We start from the raw sequence: 20,839 nt of genomic DNA, 5'->3' as shown, positions 1-20,839 counted from the left end.
GTACGACGCCCGTGGGCTGGGCCGGTCGTTGCTGGAAAAGGGCTCGCGGCACGGTGATTGACGCCGTATCGGCTCATGCGGGCGGAGTGCGAGCGATGCCCTCAAGTCGTGGCGACTCGACCGGAAACCACCGGTTTGCGGCACACGAAACCCCCGCCGCCCGCGATCGGGCGACGGGGGTCATGGGCCGTGCGGAGGCCGGGAGCGTCACCGGGACGACGGCCCCGGGGCGTCAACGCGCGTGCGGCGCAGGGCCGTTCACACGTCGCGGCACAGGGCCGTTCACGCGTCGCGGCGCAGCCGGGACAGCGGGGCCGGGGCCACGATGAAGCCCTCCGCGCGGGCGCTCGCCAGCCCGATGCGCGGAAGCTGCGAGCTCTTCTCGAACAGCAGGAAGCGCGGCTCCCAGATCGGGCGGTACTTGGCGTTGGCCCGGTACAGCGACTCCAGCTGCCACCAGCGGGAGAAGAACATCAGCGCGGACCGCCACAGCCGCAGCACCGGCCCGGCGCCCAGCCGCGCGCCCTCCTCGAAGACCGAACGGAACATCGCGAAGTTCAGCGAGATCCGCTGCACGTCCACCGAGTCCGCCTGCTGGATCAGCTCCAGCACCATGAACTCGACCAGACCGTTCTCCGAGGAGCGGTCACGGCGCATCAGGTCCAGCGACAGCCCCTTCGGTCCCCACGGCACGAAGCTCAGCAGGGCCCGCAACTCGCCCTCGCCGTCATGGCACTCGATCATCACGCAGTCCCCGTCGGCCGGGTCGCCCAGCCGCCCCAGCGCCATCGAGAACCCGCGCTCGGTCTGGCCGTCACGCCAGCGGTCGGCCGCCGCGAGCAGCTCGGCCATCTCGTCGGCCGGGATGTCGTGGTGACGCCGGATGCGCGTGGTGTAACCGGCGCGCTTGACGCGGTTGTACGCCTGGCGCACGCCGCGCATCGCCCGGCCGTCCAAGGTGAACTCGCCGGTCTCCACGATCGCCTCGTCGCCCAGCTCCAGCGCGTCCAGGCCGTGCCTGGCGTAGACCGTGCCGCCCTCCTCGCTGGCGCCCATCACGGCCGGGATCCACGCGTGTTCGCGCGCCTCGGCCAGCCACGCGTCGATCGCGCCCGGCCACGCCTCGACGTCGCCGATCGGGTCACCGGAGGCCAGCGTCACGCCACCGACCACCCGGTAGGTGACCGCCGCCTTGCCGGTCGGCGAGAAGATCACCGCCTTGTCCCGGCGCAGCGCGAAGTAACCCAGCGAGTCCCGGGCGCCGTGCTTGGCCAGCAGCGTCCGCAGTTGTTCCTCGTCGTCCCGGCCCAGCTGCTCCCGGCCGCGCGGCGAGCGGAAGAGCGCGTACAGCACGGCGAGGAAGAGCAGCAGACCGGTGAGGTTGATGCCCGCGCCCACCCAGTGGTTGACGTGCAGCGCCTGGAAGTCCTGGTCGTTGGTGAGCGCGGTCAGCCGCAGCGCCACGTACCAGACGCGGTCACCGATGCTGGCGTGGTCCGGCCCGGCGGCCGTCACCAGGGTCGCCCCCGCGCCCACCGAGATCAGCGCCCCGACGCCGAGCACCGCCAGCGCCAGCTGCGGGTTGGTGCGGTCGCCCTTGGCGTAGAACTCGCGGCGCCCGATCAGCGTGCAGACCAGCACCAGGCAGGTCACGGCCGTGGAGATCCAGTTGAACGGATGGCGGCGCAGGTCGTCGAAGGTCAGCGCCCACACCGACAGCACCGCGTACAGCCCGCACAGCAGCGTGACCACGATCCACGCGACCCGCTTGCGCCGGCCCAGCATCATCGCCATGAACAGCGCGGCGGCCGCCGAGGTGAACCCGGCGAAGAGCATGAAGGGCGTGTAGAGGTCGCCGGTGTTGTGCGAGTGCACCTGCTCGCGCAGCGTGAAGGAGACGGCGGTCAGCAGATTGAGCAGACCCACCACCCGCAGATACCACTCCGGCACCAGGGCCGTGCGGCGGGTGAGAGCGGTCGACCGGTCACCCGGCCGACGTGGTTGCTGCCCCCCGGCGCCCTGCCCGGTGCCTGCATCGGCACGTGGCGAGACATTGACAGCATTGCTCATCTACGGCGCCTCTCAGCTTCTTCTCATAATTGCCAGGGCGCCCGACGATATCAATGACACGAAAGGGTGATACCGCGCGTGGGCCGTGGACCACGGTCCACGTGGGCGACATCACGTCGAGGACGGCCTCGGGGTCAGGCTCCGCCGAGGCCCAGCAGCCGTTCCATCGCCTGCCGGGCCCGCGCGTCGGACGCGGCGCGGGCCGCGATGGCACCGGCCAGCTCCCGCGCCCACTCGTCCAGGCCCACCGGCCGCCGGGAGAGCACCACCCCGCGCACCTCCTTGCAGACCTCCCCCTTGGGGCGGCCACCGGCCAGGTCCAGCACCAGCCGCTGTTCGCCCAGCGCCACCTGAAGGCGCTCCACCCTGCCCTCGCGGCCCGCCAGCCGGTCCGCCATCCCGCGCTTGCGCTCGATCGTCACCGCGTCCGGCGGCAGCGCGTCGGCCAGGCTCCCGGTGAGCACCTGGGCGTAGACCTCCAGGTCGGCGGCGTCCTGGCGGAGCGCGGCGGTCAGCAGGTCCACCGAGGCCGGGTCACCGGCCGGTTCGTAGGGCATCGGGTCGTTGGCGCTCATCGCCGGGCCTCTCGCGGTCGTGCGGTCACGGGGGATTCCACGCGGTACGTCGGGTGCGTCAGGCACACGTCGGCGCGCCGCGTGCACCGATTACAGGGTCGCGCGGTCAGCCGTCGAGGCTCAACGTCATGGTCGGACGCTCGATGACGTGGTCGTCGCGCAGCGGGCGCACGGCCGTGCCGATCGCGAAGAACTCCGTGGTGTGACCGCCCCACCGGTGGTTGTGCGCGTTGAGCTGCACGCCGACGATGCCCTCCGCGTGCAACTCCTCCGCCTCGTTCTGCATCCGCTCCATCGCCAGTTCGCGGGCGTCGTACAGGGCCTGGGTGAACGGTTCGATCTCCACGTTCTTGCCGATGTTGGAGAAGACCGAGCCGAGCTTCTGGTGGGCGATGTGGTAGACGCAGGTGCCCATCACCATGCCCAGCGGCGCGTAGCCCGCGCGGATCAGCGTCCAGAAGTCCTGGCCGCTCAGGTCCGAGGTGAACGGCTGGCCCTTGGCGTTGCGCCAGCTGCCGTTGCCGCCGGGCGCGGGGGAGTCCGCCTTGACCGCGGTGCCGATGGCGATGAACTCGGCGATGTCGTTGCCGAACTCCCGCGCCTCGACCGACAGCCGCACGCCCACGATGCCGTCGGCGCCCAGCTGGGCGGCCTCCGCCTCCATGCGGGTCATCGCCAGCTCCCGGGCGTGGTACATCGCCTGGCTGAGCGTGGTCAGCTCCTGGTTCTTGCCCCAGCGGCCCAGCTGGATGCCGACGTGGTAGATCGAGCTGCCCAGCACCAGGCCGATCGGACGGAACCCGGCCTCGCGCACCAGCAGGAACTCGTTGACCGACAGGTCACTGGTGAACAGCCCGCCGGGCTGGCCCGGGCGCAGCTCCGCCAGCCGGCGCATCGCGTCGGCGGGCACGCCCTGCGGGGTGGGGTCGGTGGCGCTCATGATCGGGTTCCCCTCGTTGCGGCGCGGGCGCGCCCCGCGGCGGTGGTGCGGCTTACGTGGACCGTGTGTTTCACGTGGCCGGCGCGGTCGGCGGCGGCCGGGCGGCGTGCGGCGGCTCGGCGGTTCACTCGGTGCCGTCCAGCTCGGACAGCTCGGTCATCATCCTGCGGACCTCGTACGGATCCGTGCCGTACGAGCCCAGCTCGCGTTGGATCCGTTGCCGCAGCCGCTTGCGGCGGGAGTCCAGCGGCATGACGCTCAGCGTGCGCGCCGGGCGCTCGGTCACGGTGAACGAGGCGATCGCCGAGCCGACCAGCGTCGCCTCGGCGACGTGGTCCTCCTGCTCGGAGTTGTTGTTCTTGGCGCGGATGCACGGCTCGCCCCACACCCGCAGGTCGCTGCTGCCCAGCACCACGCCCTGCGCGCCCGCGTCCCGGGCCTGCCGGGTCAGCTGGGCGCGGGCGTCGTGGCGGGTGGCGTTCACCAGCTCGCTCCAGCCGACGACCTCCTGGTTCCCGGCGCTCAGGCGGCGCTGCTGGTAGACGCCCCAGTCGTCGTGGCGCACGCCGATCGAGATGCCGACCAGCAGCTCCACCGGGACCCAGCCCGAGGTGAGCAGCTTGGCGAAGCCCTGGCCGTCCAGGTGCGTGGTGAACGGCCGCCGCGGCCGCACCGGGCCCTGCGCGCGCACCGCCGTGCCGATGACCTGGAACTCCAGGCAGTTGGGCTGCGCGGGGAACGGCGCCATCGTCAGGTTCGCCGCCACCACGCCGTCGCCGCCCAGCGCCGCGCACTCGGCCACCATGCGCTCCAGCGCCTTGTGGCGGGCGTCCATCAGCACCTGGACCAGCGCCCGCGAGGCCGCGCCCTGCCCGGACAACGCGACGTTCGCCACCCGGTCGAAGCGGCCCATCAGCCCCGCGTAGCCGTGGCCGCAGTCGTAGTAGCCCCAGTACGTCCCGCTGCGGGAGACGTGGTAGACGGCCGATCCCATCACCTGGCCCACCGGCTCGAAGCCGACGGACCGGATCGCGGCGAACTCGCCGGTGGACAGCGCGGAGGACCACGTGCCGCTGCGCCGCGCTTCCGCGGTGCGCGCCGCCGCCACCGGCGGCAGCCCCGCCGAGGTCCATTCCCCGCTCATGGACACCAACTCCCGCTTCACGACCCCCACCGGGGGCATGGGAGGACGAGTCTAGGACCTGCCGCCGACACCCCGCACGCGGGTGCGACACCGCGTGCCGCGCTCCGGGACGGCCGGGCGCGGCGCCTCACCCCCACGCCCCGGCTCACCGGAGGAGCCGGTCGACGCCGGACGCGCGCTCAAGGGGCTTCGCCCGCCGCCGCGCCGGTACAGTCGGAAAGGTGAAGGTGATGCGGATCGTCACGCCCCGCCTGACGCTGAGGCCGCTGACCGTCGAGGACGCGACGGCCCTCGTGGACCTGCACGCCGACGAGCGGGTCAGCCGCTACACCGGCGCCTACTCCCACGAACGCGCGCTGGTGCGGCTCGCCGCCGTCGAGGAGCAGTGGCGCGACCGCGGATACGGGCTGTGCGCCGTGGAGTTGAAGGCCACCGGCGAGTTCCTGGGCCGCTGCGGCCTCAATTACTGGGAGCAGTTCGACGAGGTGGAGGCGGGCTGGGCGCTGCGGGCCGCCGCCTGGGGCCACGGGTACGCGACGGAGGCGGCCCGGGCCTGCGTGGAGTGGGCCGCCGCCGCGCTCGACGTCCCGTACCTCACCGCGATGATCCACCCCGGCAACACGGCGTCCGCGCGGGTCGCGGAACGGCTGGGCTTCGCACCGCACCGCGAGGACGTCCTGTTCGGCGCCCCCGTCACGGTGTACGTGCGCCCGCTGTGACGAGGTGGGGGCGCGTCGGCCTCCACCTCCACCCCGTCACGGTGGCGTCATCCGCCGGGGTCAGCGGGACCCCGCGCGGCGCCTGCGGCCGACGACGAGCAGCGCGCCGCCCGCGAGCACGACGGCGGCGCCGATGCCCGCGACGACGGGCGTGGTGCTCGACGCACCGGTCTCGGCCAGCCCGGGCGAGGTGCTGGACGGCGACGGCACGGCGACCGGGGCGCTCGTGCTGGCGCTGGGCGTGGGCGTGGGCGTGCTGCTCGCGCTCGGCGGCGGTGTGGGGGAGGACGAGGGCGGCGGCGGTGTCGGCGAGCCGCTCTGGCAGACCGGCGCGGTGGCGGTCTTCTCGACGCTCCAGCCCTTGGCCCCGGTCGGGTCGTCGCTCGCGCGCACGATGAGCTTCAGGGCGACCGGGCTGCTGTGCGCGGCGAGGGTGAGCGTGTCGGCGAAGTCGCTCTTGAAGGCGGTGGCCGGCAGCAGATCCTTGCCGTCCGCGGTCACCTCGACGGTGTTGTGGGCGTGTGCGTCGTACGACTGAAGGTGGACGTGGACGGAGTCGCACGTGTACGTCCACTGCGGTACGTGCGCCGACGCGGGCGACGCCATCACGGCGGTCCCCACGAGAGCGGCGAGACCACTGCCGGCTATGGCTGCCGCTCTCTTCCTGCTGCGACGTGTGCTGTTCATGATTTCTCCCATCGACTACCCCTTACGGCACCCCCGTTGAGGCGCGCGTGACGTGTGAGCCGCATCACGAATGCGCGAGAGGGGGAGGACCTTACACCCGCCTCGGGTGCCCCTTCGGCAGGGGGTCGGACGGGGGTGAGCCGTGTGGTGCGGTGGTCAACTCCCGTTGTAAGAGGGGCAGTTGTGGCGCCGGGAACGGCGACGTCGGGATCGTTCCGGGAGGCGACCACGGATCGCTTCCGCCGGAGTCGTGGGAGTCGCAGGAGTCGCGGGGGAGCCGTCGGAGTCGCGGGCGCGGCGGCGCGCGGCCGGCCGGAGGGCGCCGTCCGCGCCCCCGGTCACCGCCCGCGGCGCGAATACCGCGAATACGTGGCGCGAAACACGCCGGAACCGCGCTACACTAACTTGCTGGATACAAGCAATACCGGCACAGTGGTAGCGGAGGCGGTGAGCGATGGGCAAGGGGACGGTCCATGGCGAGGACCAGGCGAGAGCGCCCGGTACGGCCACGATCACCGCGGAGCAGGGGCCACCGGTGGCGACCGCCGCCGAAGCGGCGTCCGGGCTGGGCTCGGAGATCGTACGCTTCACCCGGCTCATCGCGGCCTGGAAGCACAAGGCGAAGAACGAGCCGGGCGCGGCCGACCGCGTCCTGCTGGCCCGACTGGTCCTGGGCGGCGAGCGGAGGGCGACCGATCTGGCCGCGGACGCCTTCCTCGACCTGTCGACCGTCAGCCGGCAGGTGCGGTCCCTGGTGGAACGCGGCCTGGTGGAGCGGCACCCGGATCCGGAGGACCGCAGGGGGTCGCTGCTGACCGCGACGGAGGCCGGCCGCGAGGCGTTCGAGCACTACCGGCGGCAGCGCGACGCGGAACTCGCCGCGCTGCTGGAACCGTGGCCGGCCGAGGACCGCTACCAGCTGATCAGGCTGCTGGCGCGCCTCAACGACGACTTGGTGGAACAACAACACGCGCGGCACTGTCCCGGGGGACACACGGGCACCGCGGCGAAGCAGGGAGAAACACAACGATGAGCGACTCCGCGTCCCCGCCGACCGCGGGAGCGAAGGCGATAGCCTCGCCGGGCGGCCTTACGCACCGGCAGATCCTGACCATCCTCAGCGGCCTGATGCTCGGCATGTTCCTGGCCGCGCTCGACCAGACCATCGTCTCGACGTCCATCCGGACCATCGCCGACGACCTCCACGGCCTCAGCCAGCAGGCGTGGGCCACCACCGCGTACCTCATCACCTCGACGATCGCGACGCCGCTCTACGGCAAGCTGTCCGACCTGCACGGACGCAAGCCGTACTTCCTGACCGCGATCACGATCTTCATCGTCGGCTCGGCGATGTGCACGTTCTCGACGTCGATGACCGAGCTGGCCGCGTTCCGTGCCTTCCAGGGCCTGGGCGCCGGTGGCCTGATGTCGCTCGCGCTGGCGATCATCGGCGACATCGTGCCGCCCCGTGAGCGCGCCCGCTACCAGGGCTACATGCTCGCCACCTTCGCCACCTCCAGCGTCGCCGGCCCCCTCATCGGCGGCGCCCTGGCCGGCCAGCAGCACCTGCTGGGCATCACCGGCTGGCGCTGGGTCTTCCTGGTCAACGTGCCGATCGGCATCGTCGCGCTGTTCGTCGTCGCGAGGGTGCTCAACCTGCCGCACACCCGCCGCGACCACCGCATCGACTGGTGGGGCGCGATCACCATCGCCATCGGCGTCGTCCCGCTGCTGCTCGTCTCCGAGCAGGGCCAGGACTGGGGCTGGGGTTCGACCAAGTCCCTCGCCTGCTACGTGATCGGCGGCGTCGGCATCATCGCGTGGATCTTCGTGGAGCGCTGGATCGGCGACGACGCGCTGATCCCGATGCGGCTGTTCCGCAACGGCACCTTCAGCAAGACCAGCCTGCTGTCCGTTCTCGTCGGCATGGGCATGTTCGGCGGCCTGCTGCTCATCCCGCAGTACCTGCAGATCGTCAAGGGCTCCAGCCCGACCAAGTCCGGCCTGGAGATGCTGCCGCTGATGGCGGGCATGATGATCGCCTCGATCGTCTCCGGCCAGATCACCTCCAAGACCGGCCGCTACAAGATCTTCCCGGTCATCGGCACCGCCCTGATGGTCGTCGCGATGCTGCTGTTCTCCCGCGAGGTGCAGTGGAACACGCCGCTGTGGCAGACCATGCTCTACATGCTGGTCTTCGGCGCCGGCCTCGGTCTGTGCATGCAGACCCTCGTGCTCGCCGTGCAGAACGCCGTGCCGCCGCGCGACATGGGCGTCGCCACCGCGTCGTCGACCTTCTTCCGCCAGATGGGTGCCACCGCCGGTACCGCGATCTTCCTGTCCGTGCTGTTCAGCACGGTCGGCGACAAGATCTCCTCGGCGTTCAGGAGCGACGTGCCCACCAGCTGGTTCCAGGGCGCTCTGCACGACCCGTCGGTGGTCTCCAACCCGGCCAACAAGCCGGTGCTCGACATGCTCAAGAACCCCACCGGAAGCGGCGGTTCGTCCAGCGTGCTGAGTGACTCCTCGTTCATCCAGAAGCTGGACCCGCGGCTGGCCGAGCCCTTCAAGCAGGGCTTCGCCGACTCGATGCACGTCGTCTTCCTGCTGGGCGCCGCCGTCATGGTGGCCGCGTTCCTGCTGATGTGGTTCATCAAGGAGGTCCCGCTGCGGCAGGTCTCCGGCCTGCAGGCCGCCGCAGCCGAGGCCGCCGAGGCCGCGGGCGCGGTCGCCCCGGCCGACGACGAGGGCGGCGCGGCGGGTGCCGCGGGCCCGGTCGCCGGTCCCGGCGAGGGCGACGGGCAGGGTGCCGGTGTCTCCGGCGCGCCCGACGCGGTGAGCCCCGTGGCGGCCGCCCTGGGCGCCTCCGCGCCGGTGCAGACCGCCGTGCTGGAGAAGTCCCCGGCCACGGGCGCCCCCGTCCAGGGCCTGGTGCGCGACGGCGACGGCACCCCGGTGGCGCAGGCCGTGGTCACCCTGATCGACGTCAGCGGCCGCCAGCTGGACCGCACCGTCACCGGTGCGGACGGCCGCTACCAGGTCGGCACCCCGGGCGGCGGCACGTACGTGCTGATCGGCTCCGCCGGTGCCCGCTCGCCGCAGGCCGCCACCGTGGTGGTCGGTGAGACGCCGGTCGACTTCGACCTCACCCTGTCCGGCGCGGCCGGGCTGAGCGGTGCGGTACGCGACGCGGACGGCGAGGTGCTGCCCGGTGCGCTGGTGGTCGCCACCGACTTCCGCGGCGAGGTCGTGGCCTCCGGCGCGGCCGACTCCGACGGTGGCTTCACCTTCGGCGAGCTGGTCCCCGGCGGCTACACGCTGGCGGTGAGCGCCGAGGGCCACCGCCCGACCGCGCTCCAGGTCGAGGTCGCCCCCGGCGGCGCCAACCGCTACGAGGTCCGGCTCGCGCCAGGCGCCAGCATCACCGGCACCGTGCGCACCGCCGAGGGCAGCCCGCTGGACGACGCCCGGGTCACCCTGCTCGACCCCGCGGGCAACGTCATCGGCACCGCCACCACCGGCGCGGACGGCGCCTACGGGTTCACCGACCTCGACGGCGGCGAGTACACCGTGATCGCCAGCGGATACGCACCGGTCGCCACGCCGGTGCGGGTCGACGGCGCGGGCCGGGACGACTTCGACGTCGACCTCGGCCACGAGCCGGTCAACTGACGCGAGGCACGAACCGGTCGACTCGACCGGACGCGGGGCCCGGACCGTTCGGCGGTCCGGGCCCCGCGTGCGTACCGCTCGTGCCCGATCGCCGCCCGGTCAGGAACCGAGCAGCGCGGGCAGGATCACCGCGTCCACGTAACGCGACAGGTAGTCCGCGTCCGCGAAGCGGTCCTCCACGATCTTGCGCGCGGGCAGCGCGCCCAGCAGCATGTGGACGAAGAACTCCACCGCCGCCGCGTCCGCGCGGATCTCCCCGCGGTCCACCGCGCGCCGCACCAGCTGGTCCAGCAGCGCGCGCTCCGGCTCGATCAGCATCTCCCGCAGCGCCACCGCCAGCTCCGGGTTCTGGTGCACCGCGTGGCCGACCGCGTTCATGAACGCGGTGTCCCGGCCGGCCGCGTCGCCGATCTGCCGGGCCAGCTCGTGCAGGTCGCCGCGGAGGCTCCCGGTGTCCACCGACGAGGTCCGCACCGGCTTGGTGTGCCGCATGGCCGCCGCGACCAGTTGCGGCTTGCCCTTCCACTGCCGGTAGAGCGTCGCCTTGCTCGACCGGCTGCGCGCGGCCACCGCGTCCATGGTCATGGCCTCGTAGCCCACCTCCCGCACCAGTTCGATGACGGCCTCGTACAGCTCGCCCTCGCGCTCGGGGGTGAGCCGGGAACGGCGGGCCGGGGCGGTCATGATGCGGCTCCAATCGGTACGTGACGCGGACGGCACCGGCTCCCACCAGGCAGGAGGTGCCGTCCCAAGGCAGCTTAGGGCCTGTGGACAATAGCGCCCATGGACTACCAGGAGCTGCTGCACGACGCGATGGACGCCGCCCGCGCCACGAAGGGCCGGGGGAGGGTCGCCGACTACATCCCGGCGCTCGCCGGGGTCGATCCGGGCGGCTTCGGCATGGCGCTGGCGACCGTCGACGGCGAGGTCCACGGTGTCGGGGACTGGGAGAAACCATTCTCCGTGCAGAGCGTCTCCAAGCTCTTCTCGCTCGCGCTGGTGCTCGCGCACGGCGGCGACGGCATCTGGCACCGGGTGGGCCGCGAGCCGTCCGGCAACCCCTTCAACTCGCTGGTCCAGCTGGAGAGTGAACGCGGCATCCCGCGCAACCCGTTCATCAACGCGGGTGCCCTCGTCGTCACCGACCGCCTTCTCACCCTCACCGGTGACGCGGCCGAGTCGGTACGGGAGTTCCTGCGCGCCGAGTCCGGCAACCCGGACCTCGGCACCGATCCCGTGGTGGCCGCCTCCGAGGCCGAGCACGGCCACCGCAACGCGGCCCTCGCCCACTTCATCGCCAGCCACGGCAACCTGGACAACGACGTCGACACCGTGCTGGAGCACTACTACGGCCACTGCGCGATCGCGGCGAGCTGCCGGGACCTGGCGCTGGCGGGCGGCTTCCTGGCCCGGCACGGCACCCGGGCCGACGGCATCCGGCTGCTGAGCCGCAGCGAGGCCAAGCGGATCAACGCGGTGCTGCTGACCTGCGGCAGCTACGACGCGGCGGGCGAGTTCGCATTCCGGGTGGGACTTCCGGGCAAGAGCGGCGTGGGCGGTGGGGTGCTCGCCGTGCTGCCCGGACGGGCCTCGCTGTGCGCCTGGGGGCCGGAGCTGGACGCGGCCGGCAACTCGGTGGCCGCGGTCGCCGCGCTCGACGCCTTCACCACGGCGACCGGGCTGTCGGTGTTCTGAGGGCGGCGGGCCGGGGACGTTCCCGGCCCGCGGCGAGCGCATAACCGTACAATCGCGGCGAAAGCCACCGATGCCGAGCGGAGACGACCAGCAGATGACCAACGGTGCGGACGGGCGGGGCGGCACGGAGACCGGGTCGGCGGAGGGCAGCCGGGGCTTCGGGGCGCACGACCCGTTCCTGCGCGTGCGCGGCGCGCGGGAGAACAACCTGCGCGGCGTCGACGTCGACGTGCCGCGCGACGCGCTGGTCGTCGTCACCGGCGTCTCCGGCTCCGGCAAGTCGTCGCTGGCGTTCGGCACGATCTACGCGGAGGCGCAGCGGCGCTACTTCGAGTCGGTCGCTCCGTACGCCCGCCGGCTGATCCACCAGGTCGGGGCGCCCAAGGTCGAGGAGATCACCGGCCTGCCACCCGCCGTGGCCCTGGAGCAACGGCGCTCCGCGCCCACCTCGCGCTCCTCGGTCGGCACCGTCACCACGCTGTCCAACTCGCTGCGCATGCTCTTCTCCCGCGCCGGGACCTACCCGCCGGGCGCCACCCGCCTGGACTCCGACTCCTTCTCGCCCAACACCGCCGTCGGCGCGTGCCCGCGGTGCCACGGCCTGGGAGTCGTGCACGACGTCACCGAGGAATCCCTCGTCCCCGATCAGGACTTGACGATCCGTCAAGGCGCGATCGCCTCCTGGCCGGGCGCGTGGCAGGGCAAGAACCTGCGCGACATCCTGGACGCCCTCGGCCACGACGTCGACCGGCCCTGGCGCGAACTGCCGCGCCGCGACCGCGAATGGATCCTGTTCACCGACGAGCAACCCGTGGTCACCGTCCACCCGGTGCGCGAGGCCCACCGCATCACCCGCCCCTACCAAGGCACTTACACCAGCGCGAAGCGCTACGTGCTGAAGACGTTCGCCGACTCCAAGAGCACCGCGCTGCGCGAGCGGGCCGCCCGCTTCATGACCAGCGGCCCCTGCCCGGCGTGCGGCGGACGCAGGCTGGGCCCCGGGGCGCTGGCGGTCACCTTCGCCGGTCACGACATCGCGGACCTGACCGCCCTGCCGCTCGACCGGCTCGCCGCCCTGCTGCGGCCGACCGCGGAAGGGCCGGGCGACGGGGTCGCCGAGACCATCACCCGCGACCTGCTCGCCCGCATCGAGGTGCTCGCCGAACTCGGCCTCGGCTACCTGGGCATGGACCGGCCGACCCCCACCCTGTCCGCCGGGGAACTCCAACGGCTGCGCCTGGCAACGCAGTTGCGGTCGGGCCTGTTCGGTGTCGTCTACGTGCTGGACGAGCCGTCGGCGGGACTGCACCCGGCGGACACCGCGCCCCTGCTCGGCGTGCTGGAACGCCTCATCCAGGCGGGCAACTCGCTGCTGGTCGTGGAGCACGACCTCGACGTGATGCGCCGCGCGGACTGGATCGTCGACGTCGGCCCCGGCGCGGGGGAGCAGGGCGGCCACGTGCTGCACAGCGGGTCGGTCGCCGAACTGGCCCACGTACGGGAGTCGCGCACGCGGCGGTTCCTGTTCGGAGAAGGGGACGCGGGGCCCCTCGGCGAGCGGGACGCGGGGCCGGGGGAGCCGGACGGGCGCCGCGAGCCGCGCCGGCCGACCGGTTGGCTGGCGCTCGGTGGCATCACCCTGCACAACCTCCGCGACCTCGACGCCCGCTTCCCCCTGGGCGTCTTCACCGCCGTCACCGGCGTCTCGGGATCCGGCAAGTCCACCCTCGTCAGCCGGGTACTCGCCGACGTCATCGCGGAACACCTCGGCGATCGCGGCGCCCCGGCACCCGCCGCCGCCGAAGCCGAAGAGGACGGCGAAGAGGCAGAGTTGACGTACCGTCACGTCGGCACGGTCGAGGGGATCGAAGCGGTGGGACGTCTGGTCCGGGTCGACCAGAAGCCCATCGGCCGCACCCCGAGGTCCAACCTGGCCACGTACACCGGGTTGTTCGACGCCGTGCGCAAGCTCTACGCCTCCACCGACGAGGCGAAGGCCCGGGGCTACACCGCGAGCCGCTTCTCGTTCAACGTGCCCGGCGGACGCTGCGGGACCTGCCAGGGCGAGGGGTTCATCGCCGTCGAACTGCTCTTCCTGCCCGGGACGTACGCGCCCTGCCCGACCTGCGGCGGCGCCCGCTACAACCCCGACACGCTGGCCGTCACGCACCGCGGCGCGACCATCGCCGACGTGCTGGGGATGACGGTGGACACGGCGGCGGACTTCCTGGCGGACGTGCCCGCGGCCTCGCGCGGCCTGCGCACCCTGCGCGACGTCGGCCTCGGCTACCTGCGGCTCGGGCAGCCCGCGACCGAGTTGTCGGGCGGTGAGGCGCAGCGCATCAAACTGGCCACGGAACTCCAGCGCATCCGGCGCGGCCACACCGTCTACCTGCTGGACGAGCCGACGACCGGCCTGCACCCGGCGGACACCGAGGTGCTCATGCGGCAGTTGCACGGCCTGGTCGACGCGGGCGACTCGGTGATCGTCGTCGAACACGACATGGCCGTGGTCGCGGACGCCGACTGGGTCGTCGACCTCGGCCCCGGCGGCGGCGACGAGGGAGGCCGGGTGGTGGCCCAGGGGACGCCGCGCGAGGTCGCGCAGTCGCCGGACAGCCGCACGGCGCCGTACCTGCGGGAGTGTCTGCGCGGTGGCGCGACGGGTGGTGGCGCGACGGGATGAACCGGCGGGTCCGTGGGCCCGCCGCCTCGCCGGGCCCTGGGGCCATCCGGGCGAACGACCGCGATCGGCTCGCCGGGCCGGGAAGAACCCGCGCCGCGCTCGACTTGTATCCAGGCATGAAGTCGATCGTCTACACCCAGCACGGCGGCCCCGAGGTCCTCTCGCTCGTCGAGCGGCCGCTTCCCGAACCCGGCCCCGGCGAGGTGCGCGTCAAGGTGCACGTCTCCGGCGTCAACCCGACCGACTGGAAGTCGCGGTCCACGCCCATGCGTCCGCTGCCCGACGACGGCGGCGGTCAGGTGCCCAACCAGGACGGCGCGGGCGTCGTCGACGCGGTCGGCGAGGGCGTTCCCGCCTCCCGGGTCGGCGAGCGCGTCTGGCTGTACCTCGCCGCGTACGGGAGCGGGCACGGCAGTGCGCAGGAGTACACCGTGATCCCGCAGCACCGGGCGGTCCCGCTGCCCGAGGGGGCCTCGTTCGACGTGGGCGCGTCGCTCGGCGTGCCCGCGCTGACCGCCCACCGCTGCCTGACCGTCGCGGAGGACGGCCCCCGGCAACTCGCCCCCGGCGCCCTGGCGGGGCGCACCGTGCTGGTCGCGGGCGGGGCGGGCGCGGTCGGCAACTCCGCGATCCAGCTGGCGCGTTGGGCCGGCGCCACCGTCGTGACGACCATCAGCGGCGACCGCAAGGCGGAGCTCGCCCGCGCGGCCGGGGCGCAGCACACCGTCAACTACCGCACCGGGAAAGCGGACGCGGCGATCCGTGAGGCCGCGCCGAACGGCGTGGACATCGTGGTGGAGGTCTCCCCGGCGACCAACGCCGGACTGGACGTCGCGGTGACCGCCAACAACGCGGCGATCGCCTACTACGCCAACAACGGCGGCGACGAGATCACCATCCCGCTGCGCGAGTCGTTCAGCCGCAACCTGCGCTGGCAGGGCGTGCTGCTCTACACCGTGCCCGACGAGGCGCTGGCGGCGGCCGTCGAGGCGGTCTCGGCCGCGGTCGCCGACGGTGCGTTGCGGGTGGGCGAGGAGGCCGGACTTCCGCTGCACCGTTACGCGTTGGACCGCACCGGCGACGCCCACACGGCCGTCGAGGAGGGCGCGGTCGGCAAGGTGCTCATCGACGTCGCCGACGCCTGACGGGTCGCGACGACCGCCCGGCTCCCCGATCCCGCCCCCCGGGCACAAACGGCCCGGGGGGGGGGGGGAACAGACGGAGGCGGGCGGTCGTTGTCCTGGGTGACGGAACGCATCGCGGGGGAGAGGGAGGACGGTCATGCCGGACAGTCAGCGAGGGCACCGCGTCACGGCCGTGCCCGGCTCGCAGCACGTCAGGGTGGAGATAGCGGGCCGCGTGGTCGCCGACAGCCACCGTCCCGTGGTGGTCCACGAGACCGGCCTGCCGGTGCGCTACTACCTGCCGCCGCAGGACGTGGACCTCACCCTCTTCGAGCCCACCGACACCCACACCACCTGCCCGTTCAAGGGCATCGCGTCGTACTGGACCTACCTGGGCGACGGGGAGGCCACCCGCAAGCAGGACGTGGTGTGGGCGTACGAGGAGCCGCTGGCCTCGGTGGCGGCGATCAAGGGACATCTGTCGTTCTACGACACGGTCGCCGACATCACCGTGGAGGGCCCGGAGCCCGAGGCACCCCAGGGCTGACGGCCTGCGGCTACGGGGCTGACGGCCCGCGGCCTCAAGGCTGACGGCCTGCGGCTGCTGCCCGGTCGCCCGGTGCGCGCGTGCGCCTGTCCGGTCGCCCGCTGCGCGGCGCGCTAGGCGCTGTCCTTCGCGTCCGCGTAACAGGCGACCGCCCGGGTGTCGAGCGGGAAGCGCACCGGGGTCGGCCCGAAGACGAGGCGCCCGGCGCGTACACCTGCGTCCCGGACCGCCTCGGCCACGGTGTCGGCGAGACCGGCGGGGCAGTGCACCACGACCTCGTCGTGCTGGAAGAACACCAGCCGGGCCGGGGCCGCGCCGCCGTCCTCGCCCAGCCCGGCCAGAGACAGCCGCAGCGTCGCGAGCAGGGCGAGCGCCCAGTCCGACGCGCTGGCCTGTACGCGGAAGTTGCGGGTGAACCGGCCCCAGGCCCGGGCGGCCCGCAGCGCGGGCGACGCGTCGCCCGACTCGTCGCCGAACGGGCCCGCCTCGTCCTCGGGGTCACCCGCCGAGGGCCGGGGCGAGGTGCGGCCGAGGCGGGAGCGGACCATGCCGCCCGCCTCGCCGGTGCGCGCGGCCTCCTCCAGCAGTTCCATGGCGTCCGGGAACCGCCTGCGCAGGACCGCCACCAACTGCCCGGCCTCCCCGCTGGTCTGGCCGTACATCGCCGCCAGCAGGCCGATCTTGGCGCGGGCCCGGTCGCCGTCGAACGCGGCCGCAGCGAGACCCGCGTACAGGTCACCGCCCGCCGCGGCGTCCGCCATCGCCCGGTCCCGCGACATCGCCGCCAGCACCCGAGGCTCCAGCTGCCCGGCGTCGGCGACGACCAGCAGATGGCCGGGGTCGGCCACGACGGCCGAGCGCAGCGGGCGGGGGATCTGCAACGCGCCGCCGCCCCGGGTCGCCCAGCGACCGGAGACCACCCGCCGGCCACGTACTCCGGACGGAACCTGCCGTCGCGCACCCAACTCTCGCGCCAGGCCCAGCCGTGCGCCGAGTGGATGCGGGAGAGTTCCTTGTAGCGCAGCAGCAGCGCGGCGGCCGGATGCGTCACCTCGCGCAGTACGTACGACCGGGTGGAGGCCAGCGGCACGCCGATCCTGGCGAACGCCGACATCACCTGCGCGGGCGAGTCCGGGTTGACCGGGCGGCCGAGCGCGTCGGAGAAATCGGCCGCGAGCCGCCCCAGCACCTCGGGCCTGGCGCCCGCCGCGGGGCGCGGGCCCAGCAGCGACGACAGCAACTCGTCGTGGACGCCCGCGCTCCACGGCAGCCCGTCGAGGCGCATCTCCACGGCGGCCAGCGCACCCGCCGACTCCGCCGCGCACAGCAGCCGCATCGCCTCCGGGCTCTCGACCCCGGCGGTCCGGCGCAGTTGGTCCGCGTGCACCTCGACGACGGCCGCCAGATGGTCCGCCCCGGGCGGCAGGCGGTGCCGGTCGGCGGCGAACAGCGAGGGCTGGCCGTCCGCGGCGCCCTCGCGCGCGTCGTCGGGGACGGGCAGGCCGCGCAGCCTGGCCCAGGCGGCGCCCAGCGACCGGGGATGACGGTGGCGGCCTTCGTGGCCGAGCAGCAGCGCCTCGGTGAGCTTCAGGTCGTGGCAGCGGCCGAGCCGCACCGGCACGCGGTCCAGCAGGCGCGGGTAGAGGTCGTCGGTGGCCGCCCAGATCCAGCGGGGGCGGCGGCGCGCTTCGAGATCGGCGATCGCGCGGGCGAGGTCGGTGACCGTTTCCACCGGCCCGGCGGGCGTCCCGTCGTCGGCGACCGCCCGCAACCGGCCGCCCGGGCCCACCTCGTCGGGGGCCACGGCGAAGCGGTCGGCGGCTGCGGTCACCGGCCGAGCTTATCCGAACGGCCGTACGAATGCCGGGAGTGCGGCGGGCGCGTCAGGGTGAAGAGGCGAGGGGAGTGAAGAGGCGAGAGGACCGGACGCGTCAGAAGCCGGGCGTCCAGCTGATGCTGTGGTGCGTGGCGATCAGCGTGGCGAGGATGGCGACGTCCGCGACGCCGAGCGCGATGCCGAGCAGCGCGCGGCCGCGGCGCCGGGTGGCGCGGGCCAGCGAGACGCAGCCGAGGATGATGGCGAGCGGTCCGAAGACCGCGTTGAGCACGAAGGTGCCGAGCAGGCCGATGATGAACGACGCCACGGCGGTGCCGTCGGCGTCCGAACGCGTCGCGGCCGGGGTGTGGGCAGAGGCGACGGTGTTCATGGGATCAGCTTCCTAAGTCGGAGTGGATGAGGGGTCCGGACGCGTCACTGGTCGCGGGTGCGGGTCCGGGAGACGTACTCGCGCAGGCAGAACGCCAGCAGCCAGCCGCCGATGAGCGCGCCGGCGATGACGAACACCGGTGCGGGCGCGTACGCCGCGGCACCGAACAGCGTTCCCAGGACGATGACGATGAGGGCGAGAGCCATGATCGGCCTTTCCTGTGGACGGTGTGGGTCCACGATGTGTCGTCGCGGTAAAGTCGGTGAACAGTTGGGATGACACTTGTTCACTGACACTCCTACCTTACCCCGCCCGACCCCTCGCCAAAGTCGGCGAACGACTGTTTACTGGATGATGTGAGTCACACCCTTGGGGCCCGCCAGGCCCAGAAGCTCCGCACGCGTCAGGCGCTGCTCGACGCGGGACTGCGGCTGCTCGAACACCAGAGCCTCAGCAGCCTCGGCCTGCGCGAGATCACCCGCGAGGTCGGCGTCGCCCCCGCGGGCTTCTACCGGCACTTCCGCGACATGAGCGACCTGGGCGTCGCTCTGGTCGAGGAGTCGTTCGGCTCGCTGCGCGCCATGGTCCGCGTCATCCGCGACGGCCGCGCCAGGTCCGACGAGGTCATAGACGGCACGGTCGACGTCATCGCCGCCTACGTGCGCGACCACCGTGCCCACTTCCGCTTCATCGCCCGCGAGCGCAACGGGGGAGTGCGCGAGGTGCGCGAGGCCATCGCCGGTGAACTCACGCTGTTCGCCGAGGAGTTGGCGATCGACCTGGCCGGGCAGCCGGAGTCGGAGGGCTGGAACGCCGAGGACGTCAGGATGCTGGCCGACCTGTACGTCGACCACATGGTGATGACGGCGACCGCGTTCCTCGACGTACCGGCCGCGCCCTCGCCGGAAGCGGCCGCCGCGGAGCGGGCCATCGCGCGCACCGCGCGCCGCCAGATGCGCCTGATCCACCTGGGCCGCAGCCACTGGCTCGACGACGGCCGGGGCGGGGCGGCTTGAGCGCCTTCCGGCGTCCGTGACGTCCGGTTCGGGGGCCCGGCCTCCGGCGTCCGTAGCATCCGGCGCAGCCCGCGCCCCATATCGGGCGCATATCGGCCCGCGCCACGCGTGTCCCGCCCGCGCCCGGGCACCAGCCAAGGAAGAAAGGTACCGAGGCCGGAGGAGGACCCGCCGGCCCGGGAGCGCGGGAGGTGGGCGATGGCGACGCCAGGCGACGTGCGCGGCGGACACGACGACGACCGGCGGGGCAGGGCAACGGGCCGGGCGGGCGCGGGAGGTGGCGGCACCGCGAGCGGACCGGCCGTCAGGACCTCGGTCCCGGCCCGGCTCGACCGGCTCCCGTGGTCGCGCTGGCACTGGATGATCGTCATCGGCCTCGGCACGGTCTGGATCCTCGACGGCCTGGAAGTCACCGTCGTCGGCAACATCGCCTCCCGCCTGTCCCAGCCCGGCAGCGGTCTGGACATCTCCAGCGCCCAGGTCACCGGCCTCGCCGCCGCGCTCTACGTGGCCGGGGCGTGCGTGGGGGCGCTCTTCTTCGGGTGGCTCACCGACCGGAACGGCCGCAAGAAGCTCTTCCTGATCACCCTCGTCGTCTACCTCGCCGCGACCGCGCTCACCGCGCTGTCGACCCAGCCGTGGTGGTTCTTCACCTTCCGCTTCCTCACCGGCTTCGGCATCGGCGGCGAGTACGCGGCCATCAACTCCGCCATCGACGAGCTGATCCCCTCCAAGCACCGCGGCCGGGTCGACCTCATCATCAACGGCAGCTTCTGGGTGGGCGCCGTCGGCGGCTCACTGCTGTCGATCTTCATGCTCAACACGCACTACTTCCCCGCGAACGTCGGCTGGCGGCTCACCTTCGCCCTCGGCGTGGTCCTCGGCCTGGTCATCCTGCTGGTGCGGCGCAACGTGCCGGAGTCGCCGCGCTGGATGTTCATCCACGGCCGCGGCGACGAGGCCGAGGAACTGGTGACCTCCATCGAGGAACGGGTCAGCGAGGAGACCGGCCGCCCACTGGAGCCGGTGGACCGCGAGATCACCATCCACCAGCGCGAGAGCGTCGGCTTCGGTGAGATCGCGCGCACCGTCTTCCGCGACTACCCGCGCCGCGCGGTCCTCGGCCTCGCCCTCTTCATCGGCCAGGCGTTCCTCTACAACGCGATCACCTTCGGCTTCGGCTCGATCCTCAACAAGTTCTACGGCACGCCCTCGGACCACACCGGCTACTACTTCGCCGTGATCGCGGTCGGCAACTTCATGGGGCCGCTGCTGCTCGGCGGCCTCTTCGACACTGTGGGGCGTCGGCCGATGATCGCGGGCACCTACATCGGTAGCGGTGTGCTGCTCTTCGTCACCGCCTGGCTCTTCGGCGGCGGTCACCTCGACGCCGTGACGCTGACGGCCTGTTGGTGCGCCGTGCTGTTCTTCGCCTCGGCCGGCGCGAGCAGCGCCTACCTGACGGTGAGCGAGATCTTCCCCATGGAGACCCGGGCCATGGCGATCGCCTTCTTCTACGCCATCGGCACCGCGGCGGGCGGCATCAGCGGCCCCCTGCTCTTCTCCGACCTGACCAGCACCGGCGTGGTCTCCGACACGGTGAACGCGTTCCGCATCGGCGCGGCGCTGATGACGCTGGCCGGGGTCGTCGCGGCGTTCCTGGCGGTGAAGGCGGAACGCCGCTCCCTGGAGGACATCGCGACCCCGCTGTCGGCCGTGAGCCACGCGACAACCCGGGCCTGAAGGAAGCATTCTGA

General features: G+C 72.9%; 17 protein-coding genes and 1 pseudogene. 9 read left to right on the top strand and 9 right to left on the bottom strand.

Translation table 11 applies throughout. From position 1 onward, the window contains the following. Positions 1–282: 282 nt before the first annotated feature. The 4 genes from K7472_RS06575 to K7472_RS06560 all read right to left on the bottom strand — a co-directional run bounded on the left by K7472_RS06575 (position 283) and on the right by K7472_RS06560 (position 4,729). On the bottom strand, positions 283–2,070 hold the full coding sequence (locus tag K7472_RS06575; protein ID WP_222974958.1) for a phosphatidylglycerol lysyltransferase domain-containing protein: 1,788 nt from the start codon (positions 2,068–2,070) through the stop codon (positions 283–285). Positions 2,071–2,204: 134 nt separating this feature from the next. Further along, positions 2,205–2,645: a hypothetical protein gene (locus tag K7472_RS06570; RefSeq protein ID WP_222974955.1), complete on the bottom strand. Its 441-nt coding sequence runs from the start codon at positions 2,643–2,645 to the stop codon at positions 2,205–2,207. A 106-nt stretch (positions 2,646–2,751) separates the two neighbouring features. Further along, entirely contained in the window at positions 2,752–3,585 is an 834-nt protein-coding gene (locus K7472_RS06565) for a heavy metal-binding domain-containing protein (RefSeq protein ID WP_222974953.1), read from the bottom strand. A 124-nt stretch (positions 3,586–3,709) separates the two neighbouring features. Then, positions 3,710–4,729 carry a heavy metal-binding domain-containing protein gene (locus K7472_RS06560; protein WP_222974951.1) on the bottom strand — a complete coding sequence of 340 codons (1,020 nt, stop codon included), beginning with the start codon at positions 4,727–4,729 and terminating at the stop codon, positions 3,710–3,712. 230 nt (positions 4,730–4,959) lie between these two features. Between K7472_RS06560 and K7472_RS06555 the strand changes: the two genes are divergently transcribed. Beyond that, positions 4,960–5,448 carry a GNAT family N-acetyltransferase gene (locus tag K7472_RS06555; protein WP_222975259.1) on the top strand — a complete coding sequence of 163 codons (489 nt, stop codon included), beginning with the start codon at positions 4,960–4,962 and terminating at the stop codon, positions 5,446–5,448. 60 nt (positions 5,449–5,508) lie between these two features. On the opposite strand, the gene K7472_RS06550 is transcribed toward K7472_RS06555, so the two are convergent. Further along, complete coding sequence (locus tag K7472_RS06550) at positions 5,509–6,135, bottom strand: LAETG motif-containing sortase-dependent surface protein (protein WP_222974949.1); 627 nt, start codon at positions 6,133–6,135, stop codon at positions 5,509–5,511. 454 nt (positions 6,136–6,589) lie between these two features. Here K7472_RS06550 and K7472_RS06545 point away from each other — a divergent pair, with 454 nt between their 5' ends. Together K7472_RS06545 and K7472_RS06540 are read left to right on the top strand one after the other, a co-directional pair. Next, complete coding sequence (locus K7472_RS06545; protein WP_222974947.1) at positions 6,590–7,168, top strand: MarR family winged helix-turn-helix transcriptional regulator; 579 nt, start codon at positions 6,590–6,592, stop codon at positions 7,166–7,168. Continuing rightward, positions 7,165–9,807 carry an MFS transporter gene (locus K7472_RS06540; protein ID WP_222974945.1) on the top strand — a complete coding sequence of 881 codons (2,643 nt, stop codon included), beginning with the start codon at positions 7,165–7,167 and terminating at the stop codon, positions 9,805–9,807. Before K7472_RS06545 ends, K7472_RS06540 begins: the two co-directional genes overlap by 4 nt. A 99-nt stretch (positions 9,808–9,906) precedes the next feature. Here K7472_RS06540 and K7472_RS06535 read toward each other — a convergent pair whose 3' ends face one another. Next, positions 9,907–10,491 carry a TetR/AcrR family transcriptional regulator gene (locus K7472_RS06535; protein WP_222974943.1) on the bottom strand — a complete coding sequence of 195 codons (585 nt, stop codon included), beginning with the start codon at positions 10,489–10,491 and terminating at the stop codon, positions 9,907–9,909. Between the two features lie 99 nt (positions 10,492–10,590). Between K7472_RS06535 and K7472_RS06530 the strand changes: the two genes are divergently transcribed. The 4 genes from K7472_RS06530 (at position 10,591) to K7472_RS06515 (ending at position 15,859) form a co-directional block, all read left to right on the top strand. Continuing rightward, complete coding sequence (locus K7472_RS06530; protein ID WP_222974940.1) at positions 10,591–11,502, top strand: glutaminase; 912 nt, start codon at positions 10,591–10,593, stop codon at positions 11,500–11,502. Positions 11,503–11,572: 70 nt separating this feature from the next. Then, a complete protein-coding gene (locus K7472_RS06525) occupies positions 11,573–14,188 on the top strand; it encodes an excinuclease ABC subunit UvrA (RefSeq protein WP_252395157.1) in 2,616 nt (871 codons plus the stop codon). Between the two features lie 116 nt (positions 14,189–14,304). After that, complete coding sequence (locus K7472_RS06520; RefSeq protein WP_222974938.1) at positions 14,305–15,333, top strand: NADPH:quinone reductase; 1,029 nt, start codon at positions 14,305–14,307, stop codon at positions 15,331–15,333. A gap of 136 nt (positions 15,334–15,469) precedes the next feature. Next, positions 15,470–15,859: a DUF427 domain-containing protein gene (locus tag K7472_RS06515; protein ID WP_222974936.1), complete on the top strand. Its 390-nt coding sequence runs from the start codon at positions 15,470–15,472 to the stop codon at positions 15,857–15,859. A 113-nt stretch (positions 15,860–15,972) separates the two neighbouring features. On the opposite strand, the pseudogene K7472_RS06510 reads toward K7472_RS06515, so the two are convergent. The 3 genes and pseudogenes from K7472_RS06510 to K7472_RS06500 all read right to left on the bottom strand — a co-directional run bounded on the left by K7472_RS06510 (position 15,973) and on the right by K7472_RS06500 (position 18,272). After that, positions 15,973–17,690 (bottom strand): annotated as a pseudogene (locus K7472_RS06510) (bifunctional 3'-5' exonuclease/DNA polymerase). Between the two features lie 100 nt (positions 17,691–17,790). Beyond that, complete coding sequence (locus K7472_RS06505) at positions 17,791–18,066, bottom strand: DUF4190 domain-containing protein (protein WP_222974934.1); 276 nt, start codon at positions 18,064–18,066, stop codon at positions 17,791–17,793. Positions 18,067–18,110: 44 nt separating this feature from the next. After that, positions 18,111–18,272 carry a hypothetical protein gene (locus tag K7472_RS06500; protein WP_199239493.1) on the bottom strand — a complete coding sequence of 54 codons (162 nt, stop codon included), beginning with the start codon at positions 18,270–18,272 and terminating at the stop codon, positions 18,111–18,113. Positions 18,273–18,422: 150 nt separating this feature from the next. Here K7472_RS06500 and K7472_RS06495 point away from each other — a divergent pair, with 150 nt between their 5' ends. Together K7472_RS06495 and K7472_RS06490 are read left to right on the top strand one after the other, a co-directional pair. Continuing rightward, entirely contained in the window at positions 18,423–19,082 is a 660-nt protein-coding gene (locus K7472_RS06495; protein ID WP_222974931.1) for a TetR family transcriptional regulator, read from the top strand. A gap of 198 nt (positions 19,083–19,280) precedes the next feature. After that, positions 19,281–20,825, top strand: coding sequence for an MFS transporter (locus K7472_RS06490; protein WP_222974929.1), 1,545 nt, complete (start codon positions 19,281–19,283; stop codon positions 20,823–20,825). Positions 20,826–20,839 lie beyond the last annotated feature (14 nt).

The sequence above is a fragment of the Streptantibioticus parmotrematis genome, assembly GCF_019890615.1.
Taxonomy (GTDB): domain Bacteria; phylum Actinomycetota; class Actinomycetes; order Streptomycetales; family Streptomycetaceae; genus Streptantibioticus_D; species Streptantibioticus_D parmotrematis.
Note: the sequence above shows the minus strand (reverse complement) of the source record. Positions and strands in the feature narration are given on the sequence as shown.

Bases quoted from the DNA above. Each gene is read 5' to 3' on its own strand.
- K7472_RS06575 (WP_222974958.1), bottom strand. From the start codon at position 2,070: ATGAGCAATGCTGTCAATGTCTCGCCACGTGCCGATGCAGGCACCGGG.
- K7472_RS06570 (WP_222974955.1), bottom strand. From the start codon at position 2,645: ATGAGCGCCAACGACCCGATGCCCTACGAACCGGCCGGTGACCCGGCC.
- K7472_RS06565 (WP_222974953.1), bottom strand. From the start codon at position 3,585: ATGAGCGCCACCGACCCCACCCCGCAGGGCGTGCCCGCCGACGCGATG.
- K7472_RS06560 (WP_222974951.1), bottom strand. From the start codon at position 4,729: ATGAGCGGGGAATGGACCTCGGCGGGGCTGCCGCCGGTGGCGGCGGCG.
- K7472_RS06555 (WP_222975259.1), top strand. From the start codon at position 4,960: ATGCGGATCGTCACGCCCCGCCTGACGCTGAGGCCGCTGACCGTCGAG.
- K7472_RS06550 (WP_222974949.1), bottom strand. From the start codon at position 6,135: ATGAACAGCACACGTCGCAGCAGGAAGAGAGCGGCAGCCATAGCCGGC.
- K7472_RS06545 (WP_222974947.1), top strand. From the start codon at position 6,590: ATGGGCAAGGGGACGGTCCATGGCGAGGACCAGGCGAGAGCGCCCGGT.
- K7472_RS06540 (WP_222974945.1), top strand. From the start codon at position 7,165: ATGAGCGACTCCGCGTCCCCGCCGACCGCGGGAGCGAAGGCGATAGCC.
- K7472_RS06535 (WP_222974943.1), bottom strand. From the start codon at position 10,491: ATGACCGCCCCGGCCCGCCGTTCCCGGCTCACCCCCGAGCGCGAGGGC.
- K7472_RS06530 (WP_222974940.1), top strand. From the start codon at position 10,591: ATGGACTACCAGGAGCTGCTGCACGACGCGATGGACGCCGCCCGCGCC.
- K7472_RS06525 (WP_252395157.1), top strand. From the start codon at position 11,573: ATGCCGAGCGGAGACGACCAGCAGATGACCAACGGTGCGGACGGGCGG.
- K7472_RS06520 (WP_222974938.1), top strand. From the start codon at position 14,305: ATGAAGTCGATCGTCTACACCCAGCACGGCGGCCCCGAGGTCCTCTCG.
- K7472_RS06515 (WP_222974936.1), top strand. From the start codon at position 15,470: ATGCCGGACAGTCAGCGAGGGCACCGCGTCACGGCCGTGCCCGGCTCG.
- K7472_RS06505 (WP_222974934.1), bottom strand. From the start codon at position 18,066: ATGAACACCGTCGCCTCTGCCCACACCCCGGCCGCGACGCGTTCGGAC.
- K7472_RS06500 (WP_199239493.1), bottom strand. From the start codon at position 18,272: ATGGCTCTCGCCCTCATCGTCATCGTCCTGGGAACGCTGTTCGGTGCC.
- K7472_RS06490 (WP_222974929.1), top strand. From the start codon at position 19,281: ATGGCGACGCCAGGCGACGTGCGCGGCGGACACGACGACGACCGGCGG.